Source organism: Bradyrhizobium diazoefficiens USDA 110, assembly GCF_000011365.1.
GTDB lineage: Bacteria > Pseudomonadota > Alphaproteobacteria > Rhizobiales > Xanthobacteraceae > Bradyrhizobium > Bradyrhizobium diazoefficiens.
The window spans coordinates 7,661,880-7,687,378 of the sequence record NC_004463.1 but is presented as its reverse complement, the minus strand read 5'-3'; the positions used below and the strand labels follow the sequence as shown (position 1 = coordinate 7,687,378).

The following is a 25,499-nucleotide window of genomic DNA, read 5'->3' as shown; positions in this document are numbered from 1 at the left end:
AAGGCAAGACTGCAAAGACCGGCATGGCGAGCAACCGCACTGTCACTGCAATTGCCGTGTCTTACTTAAGGGGGTGCAGTCCGGCACTGTCACCGCAATTTCGAAGGATCGTCCACTCATCTCGACGATTCTGACGTCCTTGTCAGAAACTAACTCATTCGTCATCGGACACTGAGCGCTATTCCGCGAGATATAGGAACCGCAGGAGATCCACTGCATTCAAACTTGGCTAACAGCGCAGGTGACGAGCTCGCCGCGCGTTGGCGCAGCTCACCTCAGAAGAGGAGTTGATGATGAGGAAACTCACGATCCTAGCAGCAGGCGTATCCCTGCTTGCAGGCGCCTGCCCAAGCTATGCAGCAGACCACCTGTTCACCGCCGTGGCTGCGGGCGGACTGTCGACTACGACGAGCCAACCATTCCTGAACGGAATCAACAATCCAGGTCGGCCGGGTGACGAAGTCCCAGGTCAAGGCAGCGTATTTCAGGGCGAGGACCATACCGTCCCGGCAACGGATACGACGACCGGGGTGAAGATTCTTAAGACACCTCCGCCCGCACTGACCGGGACGAAGACTGTGCCCACCGGCAGCCCTTCGGTGCCCTAATCCAGCCGACTGCGATCGTTTCGGATCGCGCCAAAAGCGGCGCGTTCACCATCAGGTCTTCTGGTCTGAACGCGCCGCGCCTGCGGCGTTGCCAAGAAGGGGGGCCACGTTCAGCATGGAGCACCGCAAGAGCTAATGCGGCGAGGCTATCATTCGCACGGATAATCAACTGAGTTTACATCGAAAACTTCTGATGCGCGCAACACTGGGAGGCGTTGCGATTGCTGTTGCGTATCCGTTGTGGGCACCGGATAGCCCGGTCACCGCAATTGGGGATAATCATGACAATCTGCGCTACGTCAGCATCACGCGCGATAACGTTGTTCAGAACGTCACTGCTGCCGGAACGCTCGAAGCCGTCGACACCGTCGAGGTCAGCTCACAGCTGTCGGGTCAGGTCGCCAAACTCATGGCTGACCACAATTCCCGCGTACGCGCCGGCGAGCCGCTTGCGGCGCTTGACAGCGCGACCTTTGAAGTCTTGCTCAAGGAAACGGAGGCTGCGCTCGCGGTCGCGTTGGCACAACAGGAAGAGGCCAAGGCAGCCATCGAGGGCGCACAGGCACGCCACGATGACGCTTTGCGGGAGCTTCAGATCAAGGCTGCGCTCAGCAAGAACGGCAGTGTTTCCCAGCGCGACGCCGAGCGAGCACAGATGACGGCTCGGGCGTTCGCCGCGGAATTGTCCGCGGCCAAGGCGCGCGAGCAGATACGCGCGGCCGGGGTAATGGCTGCGCGCGCTTCTCTGGAACGGGCTCGACTTGACCTCGAAAGAAGCACCATCAAGTCACCGATCGACGGGGTCGTGATTCGGCGCAGCGTCGAGCTTGGCCAGACGCTGGCTGCGAGCCTGCAGGCGCCGACGATCTTCACCATCGCGCGTGATCTTTCGGACATGCGCGTAAATGCATTCGTCAGCGAGGCTGATATCGGCGCGGTGCGAACCGGGCAGCGCGTTTTCTTCGGCGTGGATTCGTATCCGGGCCGCGTATTCGAGGGGCGCGTGCGCGAGATTCGGAAGGCTGCGCGGATGGTGCAAAACGTCGTGACCTACACCGTGATGATTTCGGCGCCCAATCCAGACGCCTTTCTGCTTCCGGGAATGACGGCCGACGTCCGCATCCTGGTTCAGGAGCATCAAGACGCGATGGTGGTTCCCAACGCCGCGCTGAGCTTTCGTCCGACCCGAGACGGCGGAAACAACCCTGCACCCGGTCAGGGCGTGATCTGGGTCCGCACGAAATCGGGTCATTTGGCTGCCGCCACCGTGTCACTGGGCGCTACCGGAGATTCGCTCACTGAGATCCGGTCGCCAGATCTCAAAATGGGCGAACAGGTTGCCGTCGGTTATCGGAGCAAACGTTAGATTGGAGCCGCTTGGCCGGTTAGCGCATGCGATCGCTCGTCACCCTCGACCATATCCACAAGCAACACCGGTTCGGTGACCAAAAGGTTCGCGCATTGTCCGACGTAAGCCTGAAAATTGATCGCGGAGAGTTCGTTGCGGTCATGGGCCCATCGGGATCTGGAAAATCGACGTTGCTTTCGATCCTCGGCTGCCTTGATCATCCCTCACGCGGCCGCTATTTTTTCGATGGCGAAGATATATTCGTGCAGTCGAAGGGACGCTTGAGCGAACTGCGAAACCGGCGCATCGGGTTCATCTTTCAAAACTTCAACTTGCTACCCCGGCTGACCGCGCTCGAGAATGTCGGCTTGCCGCTATTCTATCGGCGCGAGCCGCTGCGGAATCCGATCGCGAGGGCACGCGCTGCGCTCGAGCAGGTGGGGCTGGGCGGGCGAATGCACCATGTGCCTGCCCAGCTTTCTGGAGGTGAGCAGCAACGTGTTGCCGTCGCGCGGGCGATCGTCAACGGTCCCGACCTTCTCCTGGCCGACGAACCGACTGGCGCACTGGACACCAGCACGCGCTCGTCCATTCTAGCGCTTCTTGGCGAATTGCAGCGCGCCGGCCTCACGGTCGTGCTTGTAACCCATGATCCTGAGGTCGCGGCGTATGCGTGGCGAAGGATCAAGCTACGGGACGGCGCAATTGTCGGCGACCAGGGATGTGATGCTACCTCATGAGCGTTTGACCGGCGTGAGAGTTCAATGCGATCATTCAGTTATATCTATCTCGCGTTTCGGTCTGTGCGTGTGCACATACTGCGCTCCATTCTCGCAGTGACCGGCATTGTCATCGGCATTGCGGCCGTCCTGATCGTGGTCGCGGTGGCGGAGGGAGCCCGTGCCGAGGTTTCGAGACAGATCACCTCGCTTGGATCGAATCTGCTGCTCGTGCAACCTGGCGCGCAAGTCGCGCAGGGCGTACGACAGCAGGCGGGCACCATCCTTTCGCTCACGACGGGCGATGCAATCGCTGTCGCCCGCGAAGTGCCCGATGTTGTTATCGCGGCACCGTTCGTCGGCGAGCAGAAGACGACGATATCAGGAGACCTGAACTGGTCGACACTTGTTGCCGGTGTGACGCCCGTTTTTTTTGAAGCGCGCGGGTGGAGGCTTGCGGAAGGTCAGCTTTTCAACGATGACCAAGTCGCATCGGCCGCAAAAATAGCCGTCATTGGTCGTACCGTGGCGCGTGAGCTGTTCCGGGACAGTGATCCACTTGGCCGTTTTGTCCGTATTGAACGCTCGTCCTATCTCGTGATCGGAACGCTTGCTGAGAAGGGGCAGGATTTCACGGGGCGAGATCAGGATGACGTCATGTTCATTCCGCTGTCGTCGGCGAGAATCTTCGCCATTGGACGCAGTCAGGCCAATCCCGATGCCGTGCATTCGATTTTGGTGAAAACCGAATCCGCTCAGTCAATGCCCGCGGCAGAAATCGCGATTGCGCGCGTCCTGCGGCAACGTCACAAGATCGTCGGGCGCAAGGCCGACGATTTTCGAATTCAGAACCTCATTCAGGTCGCCCAGATGCGTGACCGAGCCTATCGCCAGTTCACGTTGCTGGTGTCCACGCTTGCAGGAATCTCATTGCTAGTCGGCGGCATTGGGGTGATGAACATCATGCTCGTGTCGGTGACCGAACGGATTAATGAAATAGGCATTCGACTGGCATTCGGCGCCCGACCGCAGGACATCCGTCGACAGTTTCTGTTCGAAGCGGTGCTCCTATGCACGATCGGCGGCCTGTTGGGACTGGCCGTTGGCTACGCATGCGCGCGCGTTGTTCCCGCCGCGCTAGGTTGGCCAACTGAATTCAACGAACGGATGGCGCTGATCGCGATCGCCTGCTCCAGTCTCATCGGCATTATCTTCGGTCTGCTACCCGCTCAGCGGGCGGCGCGTTTGGATCCGGCGGCGCTACTAAGGTCCGTGTAAGCGGTAACGCTCGACGCAGCTAAACGTCCGTGGCGCACCACTCTCGGCTCGCGCACAATACATGGCGATGATCAGGTCTGCGCCATGCCAATGACGTCTGGAGTGGCTCTTCGCGTCCGTACTGGGCCGTCTGTACCTGGTCTGCTTCTAGGGGCTAAGCAGACTGATCATCTCGGATGCGGCCGAACGCGGCTGCCGTCGTCGTGAACGGTGTAGTCGTTCGGAGCGATAAGGCGCAGGGTCAGCAAGTGGTCGACGAAGGCTCAGTGCTGTGTTTGATCGAGCGCTTTGAGCAACGCGTGCAGAAATGCGCTGGCATGGTCGTAGCTCGAACTGCCGTCAGCCACCGCGTGAGCGCGCAGGCAGAGTTGTTCGCCTATAGTTTCAGGACCAGTTGCCTCGGCGCACTCTGACCATAGATCGAGAAGGTCATCAGGAATATATCGGCTGGACATGAACAGGTGGAGCAGCCGAGACGCACCGTGGTGGTTTTCGTTGTGTTGCGCCGCGAATGCAAAGAGCGCGAACAAGCCTTTAAAATCATCACGGGATACTGCTCGCCTAGCCATGGAAATACTCCGACTGGAAACGGCATTCAGCAAATCAATTGAAGAATACTAGCTGGCTTTGTGTGTCCCAACAACGCAAGGAATCCTGTCGCATCGGACCGGGAAAATATCGTAACCTAAATGCGAAAATACCCCGTGGCCTTCAACCCTAAAGGGCTGCCGGGGCGCGCCGCTTGGCAATCGCCAGATATGAAACATCGTTAGTTTGAGACGGACCCGTTGAGGCAGTCTGTCCAAGAGCGAACTTACGGCGACGTGGTTGGGAAAAGATGGCGGATCGGGGCCGGTCGCACCGGTTCACAGAGCTGAGAAGCTGCCCGTGCACGATCGCCGCGATTGGACTCTTCGCGAGGCGCATCGTCCTGGTATGATTGGCAATCTCTTTATTTTGGGCGGCGAGCGTCGGTCGCTGTTTTCGGGAATGGAGGCTCCTCAGGATGATTCCGGGCGGTTTCCCCCTCGAACTCGTCGGCGGCGCAGGCTTCGACGCGCTCGCGCAATACGGTGCGCAAGTGTTGGACCGCGGCTGACCGCTAGGAAATCAGCAAAGGCTCGGCGTCGCTGCCGAGCCTTATTGTTGAGCTCTGAATGTCGGATTTAGAAGTCCATACCCCCCATGCCACCCATGCCGCCGCCGCCCGGAGGCATGCCGCCCGCACCGGTGTTCTTCTTCGGCACTTCCGCCACCATAGCTTCGGTGGTGATCAGGAGCGCTGCGACGGACGCCGCGTTCTGGATCGCCACTCGAACCACCTTAGTCGGATCGATGATACCCTTGGAGACCAGGTTGCCGTATTCGCCGGTCTGCGAGTCGTAGCCGTACGAGTACTGATCCTTTTCGAGGATCTTGCCGACGATGACCGAGCCGTCCTCGCCCGCGTTGATTGCGATCTGGCGGGCCGGGTAGGACAACGCCTTGCGCACGATCTCGACCCCGGTCTTCTGGTCGTCATTTTTGGTGCGAATGCCCTTGAGGTGCTCGGAGGCACGCAGTAGCGCAACGCCGCCGCCTGGCAGGATGCCTTCTTCAACCGCCGCGCGGGTCGCATGCATCGCATCGTCCACGCGATCCTTGCGCTCCTTCACCTCGACCTCAGTCGCGCCGCCGACGCGGATCACCGCGACGCCGCCCGCGAGCTTGGCAAGACGCTCCTGCAGCTTCTCACGGTCGTAGTCCGAGGTGGTCTCCTCGATCTGCGCCTTGATTTGCGCCACGCGCGCTTCGATGTCGGCCTTCTTGCCGGCGCCGCTGACGATCGTGGTGTTCTCCTTGTCGATCATCACCTTCTTGGCGCGACCGAGCATATTGAGCGTGACGTTCTCGAGCTTGATGCCGAGGTCTTCCGAGATCGCCTGGCCGCCGGTTAGGATCGCGATGTCCTGGAGCATGGCCTTGCGGCGATCGCCGAAGCCCGGAGCCTTGACGGCCGCGACCTTCAGGCCGCCGCGGAGACGGTTGACGACGAGGGTGGCGAGCGCTTCGCCTTCGACGTCTTCGGCGATAATCACAAGCGGCTTGCCGCTCTGCACCACGGCTTCCAACAAGGGAAGTAGTTCATTCAACTGAGATAGCTTTTTCTCATTAATCAGGACGTAGGCATCATCCATTTCAACGCGCATCTTATCGGCGTTGGTGACGAAGTAGGGCGAGATATAGCCGCGGTCGAACTGCATGCCCTCGACAACTTCGAGTTCGGTCTCGAGCGACTTGGCTTCCTCAACGGTGATGACACCCTCGTTGCCGACCTTCTTCATGGCGTCGGAGATGAACTTGCCGATCTCCGCATCGCCATTGGCTGAAATCGTGCCGACCTGGGCGATTTCCTCGTTCGAGGTGACCTTCTTGGAGTTTTTGACGAGGTCGGCGACCACGGCTTCCACAGCCATGTCGATGCCGCGCTTCAGATCCATCGGGTTCATGCCGGCGGCAACCGACTTGGCGCCTTCACGGACGATCGCAGCGGCGAGCACGGTCGCGGTGGTGGTGCCGTCGCCAGCCGCGTCTGCGGACTTGGAGGCGACTTCGCGCACCATCTGGGCGCCCATGTTCTCGAACTTGTCCTCGAGCTCGATCTCCTTGGCGACGGTGACGCCATCCTTGGTAATACGGGGAGCGCCGAACGACTTGTCGAGGACGACGTTGCGGCCCTTCGGTCCGAGCGTCACTTTTACCGCATTGTGGAGGATGTCGACACCGCGCAGCATGCGGTCGCGGGCATCGACTCCGAATTTGACTTCTTTTGCTGACATAGTGGGTTTCCCTGAGTTTTTGACTTGGTTTCACCCTTGATGAGGCGCTCGACAGGCGCTTGAGCGGTGGACTAGGCGGCCTTCTTCTTGGAAGACACGTCGGCGAGAACGCCCATGATGTCGCTCTCCTTCATGATCAACAGCTCCTGGGTGTCGATCTTGACTTCGGTGCCGGACCACTTGCCGAACAATACGCGGTCACCGACCCGGACGTCGATCGGGATCAGCTTGCCGCTTTCGTCACGACCGCCGGGGCCAACGGCGATGACTTCACCTTGGGAGGGTTTCTCCTTGACCGTGTCGGGAATGATGATGCCGCCAGCGGTCTTCTCTTCCGCGTCGATGCGCTTGACCACGACCCGGTCGTGAAGCGGACGGAATTTCATGCTCTCCTCCTATCTTCTAGTCGCTTTTTGAAATAGCAGTCGAAGCTAGCGAGTGCTGACCGCTCCGAAAATAAGCCGGCTTGGTCGGCAAACAAGACAAAGCCGCGAAGGATTTCGAAAATCCGTCGTCCTCACCGGTCCGCGGAGGGCCCATTCAGAGCCACCTAAAGGAGCCCCTGGAATCAAGTCTGGGCTGGTCGGAGGAAGCCGCTGAGGAAACTTTAGGCGGGCTTGTACCGTCTGCCCAGGTTGTTGTTTGGCTTTGCCATCCAAATGGCTAGCCGGGCAGGGTTGCGCGCGTCTGGATTAGCCTGTTCGGGTACAATGATGCCGCGTCCAACGGCAGTCTAGACCCGCGGCGGTACGCGGAGAGGCCGGCAAATCTTGTCCCTCTCGCCTACCCAGAGCACCTGGGATGCAGCGGAAGAGGAACTTTCTTTCTAGATTCTCTCCCTTCGCCAGTCCTGCTGCCAAACCCTGCTTGACTCTTCCAGCAAGGCCACGACGTACCTTATGAGCGTTGTCCTCGCGAGCGCCCTGCCTCTGCGTTCGTCACATAAGACGATCGATGATCCCAAGGAGGCGGTCGCAAGACGCCGCGAGACGCTTGTTAGGAGCTGTCGCGATGCCTAGCAGCAAACCGGATCGTGCGGAAGCTGCCTCTGCATACCAGGGCGATAGTGGAGCAGGCGCCAATCCGAACGACAGCATTTCCCTGGCGATGGAGAGGTCTGGTGTCCCGTCCGGCAATTGCATTAGCACCGCCAATCCAGCGATCGTTATGTCCTTGGCGCGTGGGCGAAGGGTCTTTAGCAACGCGTCGCCTCGCGCTGCATAGACACGCTTCGTACGTCGAAGATGCCGCATATAGTGGCCGTCACGCATGAATTTCGCAGTCGCGAGTTGCACAGACGGCCCAGGCGCCGGCGCGAGACACGCCGCGACCTCGGCGAACTGAGACGTCAGCGACGGAGGAGCGACCAGAAAGCCCAGCCGCAGGGTGGGGGTCAGAGTCTTGCTGAAAGATCCGATGTGAATGACGCGCCCGGCGCGATCGAGCGAGGCAAGTGCCGGTGTGGCCCGACCCTTCAGTTGAAGCTCGCTCAGATAGTCATCCTCGATCACCCACGCCCCTTTCTGAGCGGCCCAGTCGAGAAGGCGCAAGCGCCTCTCCAGCGACAACGTGCACCCGAGCGGCGCCTGCTGCCCTGGGGTTACAACAACCAGCGCCGCATCGGGCTCATGGTTCAGGCCATAACTGACATCAATGCCGTCCGCATCAACCGGGATTGGGGCGAGCGACAATCCTGCGAGCTCCAGGCCATGCCGGGTGATTGGGAAGCCTGGATCCTCCATCCAGACTCTTCTCCGTTCGAGGCCGAGCACACGGAGCGCCAGTCCCAAGCCGCTGCAGTAGCCGCCGGTGATGATGATCTGGGAAGCTGTACACTCGATACCACGCGCGATAGCAAGATACGCCGCGATCTCCCGCCGTAGTTCCAGCTCACCACGAGCGTCCGGATATATCGCCGGCCCACTCATTTCCACGCGAATAGCGGACGAACGAATCCGGGCGACGAGCTTGGCGGGGAAAGTTTCATGCGCGGGCACGCCCATCTGGAAAATCGCCGGCCCCGCAGTGAGCTCCCGATACATCTCCATGAACGAGCCGGGATCGGCTGTTTCTTCCTGTCGAGCAGCAATGGAAGGACGATCCGCGACATGCGTTCCGGCCGCGCGGGAAGCGACGATGAGTTGAGCAGCGGACAGCTTTTCGTACGCCGATCGCACCGTGCCTCGAGCGACACCGAGTTGGGCTGCCAGGTCCTGCCAGGAGGGCAGACGCGCTCCCGGAGCGAGCACGCCGTTCTCGATGGCGGCCCTGATGCCTTTGCGGATCTGCTCGGCCAGGGGCGTCTTCGCAGATCGATCAAGCTCCAACCGCAGCGGCTTGGTCATGCCCCCTTGGTACACGATTTTTGTGCGTTCTTGGTGCTTTTTTCCGGACCAGAGCAGCCGCACCTATGCGGGACAAAGGAGAACGCCACCATGAAAATACGATTCATCTTTGGCGCGGCTTTCGCTGCCGTTGCCATCACCACTGCAACGCCTGCCGTCGCCCATGGCGGCGGCGAAACGGTCACGCCGCGCTTTCAACAGATGATCCCCAACATTCCCGGCAAGTCACTGAAGGCCCTGATCGTCGACTATACGCCGGGCGGGGCGTCAGCTCCGCACATCCACGCCAAGTCGGCTTTCATCTTCGGCTACGTTCTGTCGGGAGAAATCGAGTCCCAGGTGAATGACGGACCCAGGCGGGTCTACCGCGCCGGCGAAAGTTTTTACGAGACGCCAGGCTCGCGCCATTCCATCAGCCGCAATGCCAGCAAGACCAGGCCAGCAAGGCTGCTCGCCGTGTTCGTCGTTGATACCGACGACAAGGAACTGACTACACCGATCAAATAACACTTGTCATCAAGGAGCAAAAAATGAGCAAGCGTCTCGACTACAATCAGATTGCACCGACAGGCGTGAAAGCGCTCGGCGGCGTCTACGGTTACATAATGCAGAGCAACCTTCCACCCGCGCTGGTCGACCTGGTCTACCTGCGAATTTCACAGATCAACAACTGCGCGTATTGTCTCGACTCGCACACGCGCGACCTGCTCAAGAAGGGAGTGAAGATCGAAAAGCTGGCGCTGGTACAGGCGTGGAGGGAAGCCGGTAACCTCTTCGACGAGCGCGAGCGCGCCGCCCTTGCGTGGGCCGAAACGGTGACGCGTGTCGCAGAGACCAATGTACCGGATGAAGCCTATCAGGCTGCCCGCGCTGTGTTCGGCGAGCGAGAACTTGTGGATCTGACGATCGCAGTTGGCTTGATGAACGCCTACAATCGTATTGCAATCAGCTTTCGGAACACGCCGCAGGCCGTACTCGGACAGTAAGCCTTGGAGGTGCCGGAACTCTTCTCCGCCGAGCTTCGTTCAGCCTCCAGATCACTTCTGCCTGCACGCTGATCAGGTAACAGGACGAAAGGACACACATCATGTCACACCGGATCAACGACAGCGCGATCGACTTTTTCCAGATCAACGAAGATATCGCGCTCAGAAGGATGGTTTTGCGTAACCCGGGGCGGAAGGGGACTGTTCTCTTCCTGCACGGGTTTCCGGAGACCCTGTACGCCTGGAAGGATATTGCCGCGGCTCTCGCCGATGACTACGACGTCCACGCTTTCGACTGGCCGGGCTACGGTCTTTCATCGAGGCCAGCGGTCGACAGGTTCTCCTATTCGCCGAAGGACTACGCGCATATTCTGGATCAGTACATCGTGAAAACAGGCATCGACACCTCGAGGCTCACGATCTACGCGACCGACATCGGAGCGCTACCGGCACTCCTGCTGGCGGTGGAAAAACCTGATATCGCAAGGACAATTATCGTTGGCGACTTCGCCCCGTTTGACAGGCCCCAGTTCATGTATGAGAGCCTGCAAGGCCTGAAGGCGGGGCCTGCAATGGATCAGATCCGCGCCAACATGAACAGGAATCGCGACGAGATCCTCGCAAACACCTTCACAAGAGGCTTGCCCAAGGAAGCGCAATTCGAAGTTACGGAGGAATTCAGGGACGACATGTCCCGCGGATGGAGCCAGGGCGCCATGACGACGGTAGACGCTTTCTCCCACTATTACTCGTACTTTACGCGGGACCAGGACCGTTTCGAATCGCAACTCGCCCGGCTTAAAACGCCGGTGAAGGTAGTTTGGGGCGAGAAAGACCTCTACATCAAGAAGGAGATGGGCGCAGAATTCGCCGAAAGAGTCCACGCCGAACTCGCGATTCTTCCCGGTATTGGGCACTTTCCTCACCTCCAGGATCCGAAGCAAACCGTCGATGAGGTTCGTGCCTCATTTCGATGACTGCGCAGGGGTCTATCTCCGCGCCCTGCGCCGATGAGCTTCGATCACCAAATGTAGAGACCGCTTCCGTCGGCCGTAAAGGCAGGGTTCGTGAATGCATGTCGCATCACTCATCAGCAATCGAGCTTGCCTGACATGCTCACGAGCTGCGCGCGAACGAAAAGTGGATGTATCTGGTGCGGTTTCTGGTACGGCGGTGTCACTGCAGGCACCGAGAACGAGGTAAGCTATTGATCACGGTGGTGGGCCCGGCAGGACTCGAACCTGCAACCAGATCGTTATGAGCGGCTGAAGATTGGTCAGATCCGTTGATCTCCTGCGGTTTTGTTCGGGTCCAAGTGCTTTCGTTGCGTTTCGTTGACGCCGGTTCTGGTACGAAGCTGGTGCGTGCTCCGAAACTTGCCTGAAGGCCCTAAGTCGGCGATTGGCAGCGTTTGGTGGTGCAAACCTTCGGACGAACTCGCAAGTTGCAGAATGGTCCGAGAGCGGACCAAATCGGCCATGATTGCTTTCACGATTGGCCTTTTGCGATCATCGCGGCACGGGTCTGGAGTCCGATCTAATCCGTCCATCCAGGCATGGGCCGGACAACGGCGCGCGCTTAATGGGCGCTTAATGCTTTTGCGCAACAGATAGATCACCAGCGCGGAATTAGTCCTAGTTACGAGTGCGAGCCGAGCTCCCGAGGAGGGGAATCGGATGGGACTGCTATTTGTCGGAGTGCTGGCAGGAGTCCTGATCGGCTTTGGCTGGTTCGCGCCGTCCCGGGGGTATTTCCTCGGGTGCGCGTCACGACCCTGTTTCGACAGGGGCGCTGTCGCCCAACCCGCGCAGCCAATGCCGACTGCGTTGGCGCCAGAGCCTGCGGTTGTCAGATCGAATTCCGCAACGCAGGCAAGGCCCGGCAAGACATCAACTCCGAAGAAACGCGGATCGACCGATCTTGCCAAAGCGGCGTCCCCGCGGACGAGGATCAGCGTCCCGGCACCCGAACGGACCGCGGAAATGTCGGATCGTGCTCTGGACAAGGCGAAGGTTGCGATCGCGACGCAGATGGGGGATCCGGAGACGGTCGAACTCAGCGACGTGAAGCGCGCAATGCGAAAGAACATGCTTGGACGCCGCGTGGATACGATTTGCGGGCGCGTGAAAGGAAGAAGCGCGTCAGGCGGCGAGACTGGAGAGCGGCCGTTTCTGTATCTCGTGAAGGAGGATGAAGCATACGTCGTCGACGGTAGGTCAGGGTCGGCGGCCTCAACGGCGTATCGAAATATCTGCAATTAGGGATGCGTCGACTGCGCCACCGCGCGGTACACGCCAAAATGATTTGAGCGGAAAGAATTTCCACCCAGGTGTCAAGTGATCCCGCAGTGGATGCGGCACTAACGGCGGCACTGCGCCGCTCTCGTGATGATGCATTCAGGATGAACGCAGCAGCACGGGAGACGCAATACGGAATGGGAATATAGCGGAAATTCGTTTCATCTCGAGGGCATCATGCACGACATAATCAACACGTCAAAGCGGCTCAATGAATCGCTTCACTTGCCGGTTCTGGTGATCATCGAGCCGCTCGTGTTGCCTCGTACATGCATTCTGCACGTCCTCAGGAGGGAGTTGGACGAACTTGAGATCCTTGACATGGCAACGGTCCAAGGCCTGGACTGCACGTCAGCCCGCGATGTTCGTCTGGTGATGCTGAGTATCGCGGACAAGCCCATCGGCGATCCCTCGGTTGAGGACGATCTCGCCTTCGTTGCGGAGTGTTGTCCCAACGCCGCCACTGTTGTCCTCTCAAACCATGACGACGAACCGACCGTGCAGGCCGCGATGCAGCGGGGCGTGCGCGGCTTTCTTTCCACCTCGCTACCGATCGAGATCGCCATAGCAGGCCTGCGCCTTGTTCTTGTCGGCGGCGCCTACAGGCCGTTGCCCGTGGCCAGGATGAACAGGATAACGGATTTCGAGCCACCGGATGCGCGCGGGCTTGTGCCCGCATATCTGATTAACGAGGGAGCCAGAGTGGCTATCGACAGGAGGAGCGTGACCGATCTCACGCCTCGTGAGCAACAGGTTCTGGCGGAACTGGAGCTCGGCCTGCCCAACAAGCTGATCGCCGCCAAATTGGGCCTCTCGGAAAGCACAGTCAAAATGCACATTCAGCATATCATGAGGAAATGTGCTGCGCACAATCGCACGGAAGCCGTCCTCCGCTGGCGCGGCCGGTTGCCCGCGCAGAGTCGCGATCACGACCCCGGTGCGGCTCTAATGCCGGAGACCTAAAGCATGATCCGGACCCGGAGGGCCGCGTTAACGCAAGGTGCGCAGCGGTTCTCCCTCGCGACAAACGCGGAACGCGTTTGCGTGGAGATCATGCTCCAACAACAACCTAAAGCGCGATGACGATTCATCCCAATCTCATCGCGCTTTAGTCCTCTCTGAATGCACCACGGAAGCTGTCGAGCAGGGGCCTGAGCGCGTAGAGAGCCACGGTGCCTCGCCCGGTCGTGATGAACACTTGAACCGGCATGCCGGGGACGATCTGGATGTCGTTTGCCGCGATCTGCCCATCGTCGATCCGGATCTTTGTCGCGTAGTATGGCTGGTCGGTACGCTTGTCGAGGAGCCGGTCTGCGGATATGTGCACGACGGTTCCCTTCAGGCGAGGCACGCGACGCTGATTGTACGGTACGAGGTGAACCTCGGCACTGAGGCCGGGATGAACCACATCGATGTCCTCGGGCCTCAGGCGCGCGGTTACGATGAGACGGTCTTGCCGGGGCACTAGGTCCATGAGCGGAGCACCTGCTCCGATGACACCGCCGGCTGTATGAACCCGCAGATCGGTTATCACGCCGTCCTCGGGCGCCTTGACCTCCGTTCGCGATAGCTGATCCCTGGCCGCAAGCAACCGCTCGCGGAGCTGGAATATCTGGTTCTGTGCTTCACGAAGCGACTGTGCGATCTCGTTCTGCCTCTCGCTCTCGAGCTTGAACAATGTGGCCTGCTGTTCGCTGATGACCTGCCCGGCGCGGGCAATCTGCGCGGCGATCTCGCCGCGGCGGCCCTCGACGTCGGCCAGCTCCCGCTGCAGGTTCAGAAGCCGCGGCCGCCGTTCGAGCCCCTTGTTGACGAGGGTCGCGACCATATCCAGTTCCTCCCGAACGATGTCGACCCGCTGCCCGGTGGCGGTTTCCTGAGCCTTGAGACCTTCGATCTCCTTCTCGACTTGATGCCTTCGTTCGCGAATGACCGCAAGCTGCGACTCGTGAACTTGCATGCGTGCCTGAAAAATGAACTGCTGCGCCGACACCGCAGCGGCGGCCACTCCGTTCTGCCTGCTGTCCTGTTCCAGCGCGTCCGGGATTGCGATCCTCTCGAATCTCTGCTGCTCGGCTTGAAGCCGTGCGGCACGAGCAGCTGCATCCCAAAATTGACCTTGGAGGCTTTGCATCTCCGAGCCGGCCCGGGTGTCGTCCAGCGCGATCAGCGTTTGGCCGCTGCGCACGATATCGCCATCCGAAACCAGGATCTTCCTGATGATACCGCCTTCCAGATGCTGGATCGTCTTGCGGCTCGATTCCGATTCCAGGACGCCAGACGCGATCGCGGCGCTTTCGAGAGGCGCGAGGCTCGCCCATGTACCAAGCCCCAGCATGAAGCAGAGCACCAGCAGATTGCCCGCGACGGTGATGCCGCGGAGCCTTCCGCGCGGAGAGGTCGGCGTGGGCGTCGAGCACCATGGAAATTCCAGAGGCTCGAAATCGTCGATTGCGGTCACCACGACGCCAAATCGCCGAGCGGGTGGGTGGGGCGCCGGCGCTCGCACGAGCTGGTCCCAGATCATGGGAAGTCTCGAGACGGCGGGAAGTTTCCAGATGGTGAGAGAGTTCCAAATCATGGCGCTATCTGTGAAGTAACCTGGGGTCGGCTCAGGTGCCGTTCAAAGATGTCCTCGCTGTCGCCGAACGCGGCGACCGCACCGTCCTCCATGATGGCAATCTTGTCCGTGGCGGCGAGAAGACCCATCCGGTGAGTGATGACGACAAGGATGACGCCTGCGAGCTTCATGCGCTCGATGGCATCCAGGAGCATTCGCTCGCCCCCGTAGTCGAGGCTGGCGTTGGGTTCGTCGAGAACGATGAGGCGTGGACTGCCGAAAAAGGCGCGGGCAAGACCGAGGCGCTGCCGATACCCGCGCGAGAAGGTTGCTTCACTCTGAACCACCGTGTCGTAACCCAGCGGCAAGCGCATGATCGCCCCATGGATACCGACGAGCTTGGCCGCTTCGATGACCTTCCGCCGATCGGCATCGTCAAGGCGTGCGATGATGTCGTTGATCGTGTCGCCGAGGAGGTTGATGTCCTGGGGGAGATATCCGAGGCGGTCGCCTTTTAGGCCCTCGCGAAACAGCGAGACGTCGGTATTGTCGAGGACGACACGGCCATGCGTTGGCATCGACAGCCCGGCGATCACCTGGCCGAGCAAGGACTTGCCTGACCCGGACGGACCGATGATGCCAAGGCATTCTCCGGGCATGAGGCTGAACGAGACGCCGTTCAGGAGCAGATGGTTGGTCCCCGCAAGCCTCACGTCAACATTGTCGACGACGAGGCCGCTTCGCGCCTGCAGCGGAGAAACCTCTGGGCTCTGCTGCCGGGCGACGGGGAATGCGGCGAGAAGTGCGCCGAGCCGCTGACAAGCGCTCACGGCCGTCACGAGCGATTTCCAGCCTGCGACCGCACTTTCGACCGGCGCGAGCGCCCGGCTGAACATCAGCGTGGAAGCAAAGATGATTGCCGGACTCTTCCCGTGATCGAGGACGAGCCATGCGGCAGCCCCCATGATCAGGACCTGCGACAGCGCGCGAACCGGCTTGGCGGCCAGTGAGACGATCTCGCCTCGCCGGAGTGCCACATCGTGCTCTCTGCGGGCGTGCTGCGCGTCACGGTGGATCATGCGCGCAGCGCTATCGAGCATTCCCATGGCGCGGATCATGTGGATGTTGCTCGCTGCAGTCTGGAGGCGGCCGCAGCTTCTGGATAGCGCGGCGCCGGATCTGAGCAGAACGTCTTCCGTGACCAGCTCTCCGGCAACCGTGAGCGCGAACAGGAAGGCGACGCAGCAGGCGCCCACCACGCCGAGCAGGGGATGGATCAGAACGAGGACAAGGAGGAACAAGGGCGCCCAGAGCGCGTCGAACAGCATCGGAGATGCGCCGGATTCGACGAACTGGCGCAGCACGGTGAGATCCCGATATGCGCCCGATGCTTGCGTCCAATCGCTGCGAAGCGCCGATTCGAGGCCGGCCGAAATCACGCAGGGACGAAGGCGATCGTCGAGCCAGGCGCCGAGGCGTCCCAGGACGGCGCGCCGCAATGCATCAAAGACGCCGCCGACGACCACCGTGATCGCGACAATGAGCGTGAGCAGGAGCAACGTCTCGCCGCTCCGGCTCGACAACACCCGGTCGTAGATCTGAAGAAGATAGATGGAGGGCGCAAACAGAAGCAGGTTGTAGCTGCAACTATATGCGAATACGAGACCCAGTGGTCCCACACAGGACCGGAGGGCTGCGTGCAGTGGCGTCCGGACCTGCGGCAGGATGGGCAACCGAATGGGCGGCATCAGCATGATCGTCACCGCCTGAAATCGAGGTCCGGTGCACTTGACCGATGGCCAACGTCGTCTGCCAACGGTATCGTATCGGCGGGGTATTGGCTCGAACTTCAGACCGGTGGCGGCGGCCACCGGTCCCTGCCAGTCGGACGAGCCGGTGGTCAGAAAGAAGTATCGAGATGGAAGCTCACTTCTCCGCCCAGCGCGGCGTTACCGTCTCCGCCATTGCCGCCGATGCCGGCCACGACCTCTTGGTGCTGGTCCACCGCGAGCTTGTTGATCTGGGTCGCATCCGTATTGGCGTATACCTTGGAGGTATCGTAACCGCTGTAGGATTTCTGGCTTCCGTTCGACTGGGCGTCTCCGCCATGGGCCTTCGAAAACAACGAGGCCTGCGCGTTGGCGCCGCCGGCATCCCAGTCTGCCGTCTGATTGACGTGATCGCCGGTGCTCACGTGCACGTCGGCACCTTCCGCCTTGTTGGTTGGATCGAAGTTGAGCGTCGGCTTGCTGATGATGGCTCCCTTGAAGGTGCCGTCGCCGCCATTTCCGACGTTCTGACCACCGGTGCTGATCGATTTGAATCCGATCGAGTCCGAGATGTTGATCGCTTTGGGCAACATTTGAGCCTCCTGCTTTCTGTTGGCTTTCGTGCATCATCCATCCCGATCAGGCGGACGCGCGCGGCAAGTCTGATCCGCCCAAGCGCGATGGCGATAGATGTCAAATCGGACACCATCCGGTCTGGTCGACCTACGTACGAAAGTATGACATTCGTCGCACAACATCGGAGCTCGAAACATCCGGGAGGGTCCGCAGGGCGAGCTTGCATGCGCAGAGTATCGACGCAACTCGCGATCGGGCTTGTGCGAGCGGCGCGATGTTTCGCTATCCCATCAGGTGAAGATCCGACAGAAGATGGGCGGAAAGATCGCCACCCAGCGCGAGATTGCCGTTGCCGCCGTCCCCGCCAAGCCCGGCGATCTGGACCGCACTCTGGTCGATGTGCACGTTGTTGACCTGATCGGCTAGGGCTGTCGAATGGGGACCCGCGATTGCGATATTGATGGGTGCATAGATCGCGACGCTGACATCGATCAGGCTGCCGACAAAATAGCCGTTGCCGCCATTGCCTGCGCCGTTCGAACCGGTCGCGATCGTGTCGGAGCCGCCCCACAAGCCATGGGAAAGAAGGCTTGCATGGCCGCCCGCCGCGGCGTTGCCGTTGCCGCCGTGTCCGCCAATGCCGGCGATCTGAACTATGGATTGATCCACGTAGGCGTCATTTGTCTGGACCGAATGAACGTTGGAGCCATAGCCCGCGACTGCGATGTTGATCGGGTCGTACAGTACGAAGGAAGTATGGACGAGCCCGCCGTAGAACGCGCCGTCGCCGCCATTGCCGGCCTGGCTTCCGCCCGTTTGAACGTCCCAGATGCTCCCTCCGTTGCTTGATCCCCAACTGGGGTCTAGCGTGATAACGCTGCCGCCGGCGGCCACATTGGCATTTCCGCCACTTCCGCCGACGCCCGCGATCTGAGTGGCCGATTGATCGATGTCGACCGTGTTCGATTGACTTGCATGCGCAGTGCCGCCCGAACCCGCCATCGCAATATTGATCGGATGATAGATCACCACGGGAGCGTCCACTATCGCACCCGAAAAATAACCGCTGCCCCCATTTCCGGCGCCGTTGTCGCCGCTCGCGATCACGCCGGCGCCCAACGACGTACTGACGCTCCCACCCGCTGCAATGTTGTCGTTGCCGCCATGGCCGCCGACGCCGGCCATCTGAAAAGCGGATTGATCGACATTCAAATTGTTGGATTGGTTGGCTAGAGCGACCGAGCCGTATCCCAGGCTCACGGAGATGTTGATCGGTTCGTAGACCAACAGGGACGCGTGAATGATCCCTCCGTAAAAGTGGCCATCCCCGCCGTTCCCGGCCGTGTTCGCCCCACTCTCGACCGAAGCAATGCTCATCCCGGGATAGGATGCGCCGGCAGCAGGCTTCGTGGACGGAGCATCCAGACCCGCCGCAGCGTGGTCGCCGGCGTGGCCGCCCGTGTCGACCCCCGATGTGGGATGTTTGGATTGAACCGGGTCGGAGTCATTATGCTGGGTATTCGCGCTCGCGGGGTGCGCTCCAGGACCTGCAAACGGGCCGGGACGATGGACTAGGGCGCCACCGCCGACCGCGTCTGCCACGAACGGGGCACTCGGCGCAGGGCTCTGTTCGTCCTCGCCATCGTACCCATCGTGGTGAAGAGAGGCGTGATGCAGCCGGATTCCATCCGACATCCGCGAAAAATCCATCGTAGCCTCCCTCATCGCAATCGCTCCGCGCGATCAGACGGGTTCTGCACTCCGGACAGAATGTCATCCTGGGAAGGTCGAATGCCCAGTCGTCAGTTCGGATATGGCGCTTCGTCTGGCACCCGTAACATCGGCTACATCCGTTCGGGTGCGGTTACAGCCTTTGCTGGCGCGGAATTCGTAACTGCGCCAGGGAGGTGGAGAAAAACTAAAGAAGTGTTCTCCCATGCTCCAGATCAGGATCTATGACGCGCAGAAGAATGCGCGCGAGGAAATCTACCGGGGTTCCGGGTACTCGACCAAGCTATGCACGAGGTGGGGCGGCAAATTGAGACGAGCGGACCGATCTAACCTTAGGAAAAGTCCTAACTGTCGGGGGTAGTCGGTGTCGTGTGCACGACGTGTGCACTGGGAGATCAAGACAAATCAACGCAGAGTCAGTTTTGGGATGGTCGCGCTCGGCCGTTACGGCGTGCTCTTCAAGTTGGCGACTTGCCCGAGCTTGGGACGCAAGGATAGGCGGACGATAGCGGTCACCCGCTACCAAGGCTCAGATTTTGCGCTCCAAACTACGATTTTGTACGATTTCTAACGCTAGGTGGTAGCGCCCCAACGTCGGCAGATCAGCATCTACGGCAACGACTGTTTGCTGGGCGTGCCTAAGCCGGTTTGCCGAAAATTGGCGGCGATGAGATGGGCGACCTTGGGCTCGGCCGCGGCGCCGAATTTGCGGATGGCGTCCTGAACGGCCCTGTCGGTATTGGTCACGCGCTGGTGTTGCCGCAAGTGCTCAAGCCAAGACGCGACCATAAACGTCTCCAGAAAGCGTCCGCTCTCGGCGGCGTCTTCGAAGACGTCCCAGGAATATGCGCCATCACGCCTTCGTTGTTGCTCCAAGTCTCTGATGGAGACGAGGAAGGCTTCGCGGCGCTCCGCGGAGATGCGGTACTCGACCGTAATCAGGACTGGCCCGCGGTCCGCGTCTGCCTCGATTGCCAAGACAGGTGAGGGCCAGTGCATCGAGGGCGCAAGATCGATGCCTGCACCGGTTTGAAGCTTCCAGCGCCAGGTCAACGCGATTCCTGCGACTGCGCCCGCAGCGGCTAGGAAGTGCGCCGTAGGCAAGCCGAGTCCAGAGGCAATTTGACCCCAGAGCGCGCTGCCAGCGGTCATCGCGCCGAAGAACACGGTGACGAAGATCGCCAACCCCCGGCCGCGCACCCAGTCCGGCAGTGAGACCTGAACTGAGACATTGACCGTCGCAAGGACGCCGATCCATGAGATACCGGCGATCAGGCACGCCGCAAGTCCGATCTCCGCGTGACGCGCGATGCCCAGGAGGATCAGACTAAGCGCCGTGCCGGCGGTGCCGGCCGCAACGAGCCCGTTGGGCCCGAAGGTTGTCCTCATCCAGGGCAGTATGAACGCACCGATGACGGCACCCACGCCGATCGCTCCGAGCAAGATGCCGTAGAGTGCTGGACCGCCCGCGATCTGATTGCGCGCCACGAGGGGGAGCAGTGCCCAATAGGCGCTCGCGAAGAAGAAGAACGCCGCCGCCCTGACGAGTGTCGCACGAAGCTTCGGATTGAATCGCGCATGGCGGAAGCCGATCACCATGGCGCCAGCGAGACGTTCCGGTGGAAGCGCGCTGCCTTGCGAAGACGCCGGGCGCCACCACAGGAGCGCTCCGATCACGGCGAAATTGCTCAGAGCATTGATCCAGAAGGGGGCCGCGATGCCGAACCCGCCGATGACGGCGCCACCCAGCGCCGGCCCGATGGCTCTGCTGATGTTGACGCCTACGCCGTTGCCGGCCACGGCCGCGGCCAGGTCTTGCCTCGGGACAAGCTGAGGGACAACCGACTGCCATGCGGGCGCGGTGAACGCAGCGCCGGCGCCGAGCAGAAACGTGAACAGCAGAAGGATGGGCGGAGTGACGAGGTTAAGCCCGACGAGCACCGCACTTGCTGCCGCGATGATTGTAAGGACGATTTCACAACCAATCAGAAAACGGCGTTTGTCGACAGTATCCGCCAGCGCGCCAGCCGGCAGCGCGAACAGGAACATCGGAAGGCTGCTCGCGACCTGAACCAGGGAGACGGTGAGGGGATTGGCATCGAGGCTGGTCATCAGCCATCCGGACGCAGCGTTGTACATCCAGGTGCCGACGTTGGCGACGACGGTTGCGATCCAGACAACCGTGAACGTGGTGTGCCGAAACGCGATCCACGGGGAAGTGTCGGGCACCGTCGACGATGGATCCGGCTTTTCGTTGGATAGGGGCATTGATTCACTCAAACCATCGAACCCGCGCAAGGCTGGCGGTGTCGGATCAAAATGCTCGAGAATCCGAGCGTCGCGTCAGTCGTTCGTCGGTTTCAACACGGTGGTGTAGTTCGCCGGTAGCCACTCGAACCGGCCATCGACCGAGCGGATATGTCCGATTCCAGGAAAGGCGATGTGAGCCGCCGCGATCCACGTCGACGTCCGCGCGGGCCGAGCGAAGGCTGCCGTGCGTTCCAGTTCCGCCGACAGCGGATTGCTGTCGTAAGTCACGGTCACGGCGGGATCGGGAAACTGGATCGGCGCAACATGGACGAGATCGCCCCAGACAAGCAATGTTTGCCCTCCGCTCGAGACCTCGTACGAGGTGTGTCCTGGGGTGTGCCCGGGAGTAGGAATTGCACGAATCCCCGGCGAAAGCTCCTGACCTTCCGAGAAGGGCTTCAGCCGGCCGGATTCCCTGTAGGGCTTCAACGAGGCGCGATCGCCTTCGAACATCGGCTTGAGGAATTTGGGAGCTTCACTCTCGTTCTTGGCGTCGAGCCAGTAGTCGAGGTCCTTCTGGTTGACCCTTATGGTTGCATTGGCAAACGCAGGCTTTCCTTCTGGAGCGATGCCGCCGACGTGATCGGCATGCAAGTGCGTGAGATAGATCTCGTCGATCTGCTCCGGTCTGTATCCGGACGCGCGCAGATTTTCGAGAAGGTGCCCGCAACATGCGCCATAGAGGCTGCCGGCGCCGCTGTCGATCAGAATGAGCCTGTCTCCCGTGTTGACCAAGAAGGCATTGATCGAACCTTCCACGGGAGCTGCGAGATCGGAGGCGGCGAGCACGGCATCCCCTCTACCGGGATGGCTTTCCGCGAGCTTCACGGCTTTCCGGTCTCCGCCCGGCATCGTCTCGTTCCTGGTCATCACGTCGTGGACTGGAAACGGATGGGTCCCGTCGAGCAAGGCCGTTATCTCCATGCGCCCGAGCATGATGCGATAGAAGCCCGGCGCCTGGGTGCGTACCTGGGGAGCGCCGGCATGCACCTGGCCGTGAGACAGCAGGGATACGAATGTCAACATCGCGACGGTGCGGATCGGCTTCATCCTTGTCTCCTCATCGCCAGGTGTCCCGGTTCAGTCGACGGCATGACATGGTGCGGTTGAGGATTTCATCCGTTCCAGCCCTTCAGAAAATCGAGAAGAAGCTTGTTGACCGCTTCCGGTTGTTCTTCCTGCGGAAGATGGCCGCAACGTTCGATCGGGGCGACCGAGAGGGTTTCCGCCATCTCGCTCCAGACCGCCTTCATGTCGAAGAGACGGCCGACGGCGCCGAAGTCTTCACCCCAAAGGGACAGCACGGGACACCGGATCTTCTGCTCCGCGTCCTCGAGATCCTGCGCGATGTCTTCTGCGCTGGCGCGATAGTCGGACATCGCGCCCCGTACGGCGCCAGGCGCGCTGTAGGACTTCACGTAGGTCTCGAACGCCTCGCCGGAGATCGTCATCGGGTCGTGGCACCAGTCGGAAAAGAAGTGACGAAGCCAGATGTCCTCGCGTCCCGCGATCAGTGCCTCCGGCAGGTCGGGGATCTGGTGGAACATGAAGAACCAGTATTCGCGGGCGACTTTCGCAGTCATCTCGCGCGCGACGATGCGGGTTGGAACGTTATCCATGACGACGAGGCGATCGACCAGATCCGGGTGGTCCTTGACCAGGCGGGTCGCGACCCGCGCGCCGCGATCGTGTCCGATCAGTGCCACGCGCCCCACGCCGAGTGTCTTCAAGAGCTCGACGATGTCGTTGGCCATCGTCCTCTTGTCGTAGCCGTTCGGCGGTTTGTCGGTCTCGCCGTATCCGCGCAGGTCCGGCGCGATTACCCGGTAGTGGGGGGCAAGCGCCGGTATCTGGAAACGCCAGGCGAAGCTGGTCTCCGGGAAGCCGTGCAACAGCACGATCGGAGGACCGGCCCCAGCCTCCAGATAGAACTGGCGGATGCCGTTTGCTCGGCAGGTTGCGCGACGAATGGTGGTCACGGATGTCATGCCCGGAGTAAGAGGTTTCCGGGCACGATCCTTGGTCAAGTCGGAGGGGACTGATTGCAGGTTGTCACGGCGTTTTGCACGATTGCGTCGCTGTAGTTGCGGAAACGGTCGGTTGGGGCACCGAATTTTACCCTGGCGGCGGTTCCAAGATCGGGAAAAAGTCCAAGACGCGCGGCGATGTTCGGGATTGCATGTTCGTAACGACCAGCAACGCAAGGGAGAACGAGGATCCGCGAGGTGGACATGGTACCCCGAACGGACGGCTTCGGGATCGAGGATCAGGCAGCAACTGCGTGAACGCACGGGGACTTCATCACGTCACAGCAATCATCGGCGACGTGCGGCGCGCCGGCGGCTTCTACGCGGGTGTGCTGTCGCTCAATCGGGTCAAGAAGACCGTCTGCTATGACGACCCCGGCAGTTACCACGTCTACTACGGCGACGACGTCGGAAATCCGGGCACCGTAATGAGCACGCTGGCCTGGAATTGCGTGACGCCGGGGCTGACCGGCGCCGGCGAGGTGGTGCAGACCGCCTTCCGCGTCGCAGGGGATTCACTCGACGGGTGGGCCGATCGGCTCGCTTCTGCGGGTGTGCCCTATCGATCGGAGGTGTCGCCCTTCGGCGAGCGTACGCTCTGTTTCTCGGATCCCGATGGTACGGCCCTCTCGCTGATCGAGACATGGGAGGGACGATCGGGGCAGGCGGACCCAAACTCCAAGGCCGATCTCGCGCTGCGCGGCCTTCATGGCGTCACGCTGAATGTCCGCGAGGAGGATGAGACCATCGACATCCTCCAGAAGGTTTTCGATTTCCAGCTGGTCTCTCAGAGAAACGGCGCCATGCGCTTCGTGGCTCATGACGGTCCGGGCGGGACGATCACCTTGCGCATGATCGGAAAGTCATCGCGGGGGCGCCTCGGCGGCGGCACCATCCGGCACGTCGCCTTCCGCGCGAGCAATCTCGACGATCGATCGGAGATGGTCGAGAAACTCCAGTCGGTGTACGGCATCGTGGTGAGCGATCCCATCGAGCGGACCTACCTGAACGCGGTCGGCTTCCGCGCACCCTGCGGCGTGCTTTTCGAGATCGCGACCGACGGCCCGGGTTTTGCGGTCGACGAGGCGCCGGAGCAGCTCGGCCAGCAACTTCAGCTTCCCGCCTTTCTCGAAGAGCGTCGCGCCGAACTGGCGGCGATCCTGCCTCCGCTCGCTTGAACTGCCTGTCGACCATCGCGAGCCCGACCTTCCATGAAATCGGTCAGTCGCGGGCACATGAAGTCAAGGAATGCTCTCACGCGAAAGGGCAGCCGCGGTCCACCGTGATAAAGCGCATGAATTTGTTCCTCGTCACCTGCCGTGCCCTTGAGAACCTCGACCAGGCGGCCAGCCGATATGTCGTCGCGGACGTGATAGTCGGCGAGCCTTGCAAGGCCGATGCCCGCGATTGCCATTCGCCGCAGGCTTTGAGCGTTGTTTGCGAGCAGCGAGCCGCTGATTGCCCGGTCGGCAATTCGCCCGCTCTCCTTCAGAGGCCAGACCGGGGCAGAGCGCCGGAAATTGAATCCCAGGCAGTTGTGACGTGAAAGGTCCTGAACCCTTTTTGGCTCACCTAGCCGATTTATGTAGTCTGGAGATGCGACGATCCTTCTTTTGACGACCCCGATGCGTCGGGCAACCATCGCGGAGGCTTGCAACGGCCCGACCCGGAAGGCGACATCGGTCCGGTCGAGGTACATGTCGACGATTTCGTCGGAGAGCGAGATGTCGACCACGATCTCAGGGTGTGCTTGCCAAAAGGCGGGGAGCAGAGGCTCGAGGCCGAAAATGCCGAAGGACACCGTGGTGTTGACCCGGATCGTCCCGCCGGCCGCCGCTGCACCCCGAGAAATGCCGCGTTCGATGCCATCGAGTTCGGCCAGCAGTGCAACACTCTTGTCGTGGTACATCCGACCCTCTGACGTCAGCGACAGCCGCCGCGTCGAACGCTCGAACAGTCTGACGCCGAGCCGCGCCTCGATCCTTCCGATGAGCTTGCTGACGGTTGACGGTGTCATCAACAGTCGACGGGCTGCCTCGGAATAGCTCTGGGCTTCCACCACACGGAGGAAGACCTGCATTTCCCCGATGCGATTATCCATCGTGTATCCATCTATGAAACCGTTT

General features: G+C 60.9%; 22 protein-coding genes. 10 read left to right on the top strand and 12 right to left on the bottom strand.

Annotated elements, in window-relative coordinates; genetic code table 11:
- Window positions 1-260: 260 nt before the first annotated feature.
- The 4 genes from BJA_RS35365 to BJA_RS35350 all read left to right on the top strand — a co-directional run bounded on the left by BJA_RS35365 (window position 261) and on the right by BJA_RS35350 (window position 3,953).
- Window positions 261-608 (top strand): hypothetical protein, encoded by a 348-nt coding sequence (locus BJA_RS35365; protein ID WP_143279716.1) that lies wholly within the window; start codon window positions 261-263, stop codon window positions 606-608.
- A gap of 193 nt (window positions 609-801) precedes the next feature.
- A complete protein-coding gene (locus tag BJA_RS35360) occupies window positions 802-1,974 on the top strand; it encodes an efflux RND transporter periplasmic adaptor subunit (RefSeq protein ID WP_011089720.1) in 1,173 nt (390 codons plus the stop codon).
- A 26-nt stretch (window positions 1,975-2,000) separates the two neighbouring features.
- Window positions 2,001-2,696, top strand: a complete 696-nt coding sequence (locus tag BJA_RS35355) for an ABC transporter ATP-binding protein (RefSeq protein ID WP_011089719.1) — start codon at window positions 2,001-2,003, stop codon at window positions 2,694-2,696.
- A gap of 24 nt (window positions 2,697-2,720) precedes the next feature.
- Window positions 2,721-3,953 carry an ABC transporter permease gene (locus BJA_RS35350; protein WP_011089718.1) on the top strand — a complete coding sequence of 411 codons (1,233 nt, stop codon included), beginning with the start codon at window positions 2,721-2,723 and terminating at the stop codon, window positions 3,951-3,953.
- A gap of 263 nt (window positions 3,954-4,216) precedes the next feature.
- Here BJA_RS35350 and BJA_RS35345 read toward each other — a convergent pair whose 3' ends face one another.
- The 4 genes from BJA_RS35345 to BJA_RS35330 form a co-directional block, all read right to left on the bottom strand.
- On the bottom strand, window positions 4,217-4,522 hold the full coding sequence (locus tag BJA_RS35345) for a hypothetical protein (protein WP_133415035.1): 306 nt from the start codon (window positions 4,520-4,522) through the stop codon (window positions 4,217-4,219).
- Window positions 4,523-5,119: 597 nt separating this feature from the next.
- A complete protein-coding gene (gene groL / locus BJA_RS35340) occupies window positions 5,120-6,772 on the bottom strand; it encodes a chaperonin GroEL (RefSeq protein ID WP_011089717.1) in 1,653 nt (550 codons plus the stop codon).
- Window positions 6,773-6,843: 71 nt separating this feature from the next.
- Window positions 6,844-7,158, bottom strand: a complete 315-nt coding sequence (locus tag BJA_RS35335) for a co-chaperone GroES (RefSeq protein WP_011089716.1) — start codon at window positions 7,156-7,158, stop codon at window positions 6,844-6,846.
- Between the two features lie 552 nt (window positions 7,159-7,710).
- A complete protein-coding gene (locus tag BJA_RS35330; RefSeq protein WP_028174164.1) occupies window positions 7,711-9,117 on the bottom strand; it encodes a PLP-dependent aminotransferase family protein in 1,407 nt (468 codons plus the stop codon).
- Window positions 9,118-9,207: 90 nt separating this feature from the next.
- Between BJA_RS35330 and BJA_RS35325 the strand changes: the two genes are divergently transcribed.
- From BJA_RS35325 to BJA_RS35305, 5 genes are all read left to right on the top strand, one after another.
- Complete coding sequence (locus BJA_RS35325) at window positions 9,208-9,624, top strand: cupin domain-containing protein (protein ID WP_038965610.1); 417 nt, start codon at window positions 9,208-9,210, stop codon at window positions 9,622-9,624.
- Window positions 9,625-9,647: 23 nt separating this feature from the next.
- On the top strand, window positions 9,648-10,103 hold the full coding sequence (locus tag BJA_RS35320) for a carboxymuconolactone decarboxylase family protein (protein ID WP_011089713.1): 456 nt from the start codon (window positions 9,648-9,650) through the stop codon (window positions 10,101-10,103).
- Between the two features lie 101 nt (window positions 10,104-10,204).
- Window positions 10,205-11,080 (top strand): alpha/beta fold hydrolase, encoded by an 876-nt coding sequence (locus tag BJA_RS35315; RefSeq protein WP_011089712.1) that lies wholly within the window; start codon window positions 10,205-10,207, stop codon window positions 11,078-11,080.
- A 1,005-nt stretch (window positions 11,081-12,085) separates the two neighbouring features.
- The gene (locus BJA_RS35310) at window positions 12,086-12,364 is read left to right on the top strand and encodes a hypothetical protein (RefSeq protein ID WP_231166644.1); all 279 of its coding nucleotides are present in this window, start codon (window positions 12,086-12,088) and stop codon (window positions 12,362-12,364) included.
- Between the two features lie 213 nt (window positions 12,365-12,577).
- The gene (locus BJA_RS35305; protein WP_011089710.1) at window positions 12,578-13,363 is read left to right on the top strand and encodes a response regulator transcription factor; all 786 of its coding nucleotides are present in this window, start codon (window positions 12,578-12,580) and stop codon (window positions 13,361-13,363) included.
- A 145-nt stretch (window positions 13,364-13,508) separates the two neighbouring features.
- Here the strand turns inward: BJA_RS35305 and BJA_RS35300 are convergent, their stop codons facing one another.
- The 7 genes from BJA_RS35300 to BJA_RS35270 form a co-directional block, all read right to left on the bottom strand.
- On the bottom strand, window positions 13,509-14,927 hold the full coding sequence (locus BJA_RS35300) for an HlyD family type I secretion periplasmic adaptor subunit (RefSeq protein ID WP_236842127.1): 1,419 nt from the start codon (window positions 14,925-14,927) through the stop codon (window positions 13,509-13,511).
- A gap of 50 nt (window positions 14,928-14,977) precedes the next feature.
- A complete protein-coding gene (locus BJA_RS35295) occupies window positions 14,978-16,714 on the bottom strand; it encodes a type I secretion system permease/ATPase (RefSeq protein ID WP_063921648.1) in 1,737 nt (578 codons plus the stop codon).
- Between the two features lie 146 nt (window positions 16,715-16,860).
- A complete protein-coding gene (locus BJA_RS35290) occupies window positions 16,861-17,322 on the bottom strand; it encodes a hypothetical protein (protein WP_011089707.1) in 462 nt (153 codons plus the stop codon).
- Window positions 17,323-17,587: 265 nt separating this feature from the next.
- On the bottom strand, window positions 17,588-19,015 hold the full coding sequence (locus BJA_RS35285) for a hypothetical protein (RefSeq protein ID WP_028174169.1): 1,428 nt from the start codon (window positions 19,013-19,015) through the stop codon (window positions 17,588-17,590).
- A gap of 630 nt (window positions 19,016-19,645) precedes the next feature.
- On the bottom strand, window positions 19,646-21,304 hold the full coding sequence (locus tag BJA_RS35280) for an MFS transporter (protein WP_011089705.1): 1,659 nt from the start codon (window positions 21,302-21,304) through the stop codon (window positions 19,646-19,648).
- Window positions 21,305-21,379: 75 nt separating this feature from the next.
- Window positions 21,380-22,396 carry an MBL fold metallo-hydrolase gene (locus BJA_RS35275; protein ID WP_011089704.1) on the bottom strand — a complete coding sequence of 339 codons (1,017 nt, stop codon included), beginning with the start codon at window positions 22,394-22,396 and terminating at the stop codon, window positions 21,380-21,382.
- Window positions 22,397-22,461: 65 nt separating this feature from the next.
- Window positions 22,462-23,334, bottom strand: a complete 873-nt coding sequence (locus tag BJA_RS35270) for an alpha/beta fold hydrolase (protein ID WP_011089703.1) — start codon at window positions 23,332-23,334, stop codon at window positions 22,462-22,464.
- A gap of 293 nt (window positions 23,335-23,627) precedes the next feature.
- On the opposite strand from BJA_RS35270, the gene BJA_RS35265 reads away from it, so the two are divergent.
- Window positions 23,628-24,551: a ring-cleaving dioxygenase gene (locus tag BJA_RS35265; protein WP_038965611.1), complete on the top strand. Its 924-nt coding sequence runs from the start codon at window positions 23,628-23,630 to the stop codon at window positions 24,549-24,551.
- On the opposite strand, the gene BJA_RS35260 is transcribed toward BJA_RS35265, so the two are convergent.
- On the bottom strand, window positions 24,485-25,474 hold the full coding sequence (locus BJA_RS35260; RefSeq protein WP_011089701.1) for a LysR substrate-binding domain-containing protein: 990 nt from the start codon (window positions 25,472-25,474) through the stop codon (window positions 24,485-24,487). The genes BJA_RS35265 and BJA_RS35260 overlap by 67 nt on opposite strands.
- Between the last annotated feature and the right edge of the window lie 25 nt (window positions 25,475-25,499).

What these genes read in the sequence shown, in the direction of transcription:
- BJA_RS35360 (WP_011089720.1), top strand. Translation starts at nt 802, where the DNA reads ATGCGCGCAACACTGGGAGGCGTTGCGATTGCTGTTGCGTATCCGTTG.
- BJA_RS35355 (WP_011089719.1), top strand. Translation starts at nt 2,001, where the DNA reads ATGCGATCGCTCGTCACCCTCGACCATATCCACAAGCAACACCGGTTC.
- BJA_RS35350 (WP_011089718.1), top strand. Translation starts at nt 2,721, where the DNA reads ATGCGATCATTCAGTTATATCTATCTCGCGTTTCGGTCTGTGCGTGTG.
- BJA_RS35345 (WP_133415035.1), bottom strand. Translation starts at nt 4,522, where the DNA reads ATGGCTAGGCGAGCAGTATCCCGTGATGATTTTAAAGGCTTGTTCGCG.
- groL (WP_011089717.1), bottom strand. Translation starts at nt 6,772, where the DNA reads ATGTCAGCAAAAGAAGTCAAATTCGGAGTCGATGCCCGCGACCGCATG.
- BJA_RS35335 (WP_011089716.1), bottom strand. Translation starts at nt 7,158, where the DNA reads ATGAAATTCCGTCCGCTTCACGACCGGGTCGTGGTCAAGCGCATCGAC.
- BJA_RS35330 (WP_028174164.1), bottom strand. Translation starts at nt 9,117, where the DNA reads ATGACCAAGCCGCTGCGGTTGGAGCTTGATCGATCTGCGAAGACGCCC.
- BJA_RS35325 (WP_038965610.1), top strand. Translation starts at nt 9,208, where the DNA reads ATGAAAATACGATTCATCTTTGGCGCGGCTTTCGCTGCCGTTGCCATC.
- BJA_RS35320 (WP_011089713.1), top strand. Translation starts at nt 9,648, where the DNA reads ATGAGCAAGCGTCTCGACTACAATCAGATTGCACCGACAGGCGTGAAA.
- BJA_RS35315 (WP_011089712.1), top strand. Translation starts at nt 10,205, where the DNA reads ATGTCACACCGGATCAACGACAGCGCGATCGACTTTTTCCAGATCAAC.
- BJA_RS35310 (WP_231166644.1), top strand. Translation starts at nt 12,086, where the DNA reads ATGTCGGATCGTGCTCTGGACAAGGCGAAGGTTGCGATCGCGACGCAG.
- BJA_RS35305 (WP_011089710.1), top strand. Translation starts at nt 12,578, where the DNA reads ATGCACGACATAATCAACACGTCAAAGCGGCTCAATGAATCGCTTCAC.
- BJA_RS35300 (WP_236842127.1), bottom strand. Translation starts at nt 14,927, where the DNA reads ATGATCTGGGACCAGCTCGTGCGAGCGCCGGCGCCCCACCCACCCGCT.
- BJA_RS35295 (WP_063921648.1), bottom strand. Translation starts at nt 16,714, where the DNA reads ATGCTGATGCCGCCCATTCGGTTGCCCATCCTGCCGCAGGTCCGGACG.
- BJA_RS35290 (WP_011089707.1), bottom strand. Translation starts at nt 17,322, where the DNA reads ATGTTGCCCAAAGCGATCAACATCTCGGACTCGATCGGATTCAAATCG.
- BJA_RS35285 (WP_028174169.1), bottom strand. Translation starts at nt 19,015, where the DNA reads ATGGATTTTTCGCGGATGTCGGATGGAATCCGGCTGCATCACGCCTCT.
- BJA_RS35280 (WP_011089705.1), bottom strand. Translation starts at nt 21,304, where the DNA reads ATGCCCCTATCCAACGAAAAGCCGGATCCATCGTCGACGGTGCCCGAC.
- BJA_RS35275 (WP_011089704.1), bottom strand. Translation starts at nt 22,396, where the DNA reads ATGAAGCCGATCCGCACCGTCGCGATGTTGACATTCGTATCCCTGCTG.
- BJA_RS35270 (WP_011089703.1), bottom strand. Translation starts at nt 23,334, where the DNA reads ATGACATCCGTGACCACCATTCGTCGCGCAACCTGCCGAGCAAACGGC.
- BJA_RS35260 (WP_011089701.1), bottom strand. Translation starts at nt 25,474, where the DNA reads ATGGATAATCGCATCGGGGAAATGCAGGTCTTCCTCCGTGTGGTGGAA.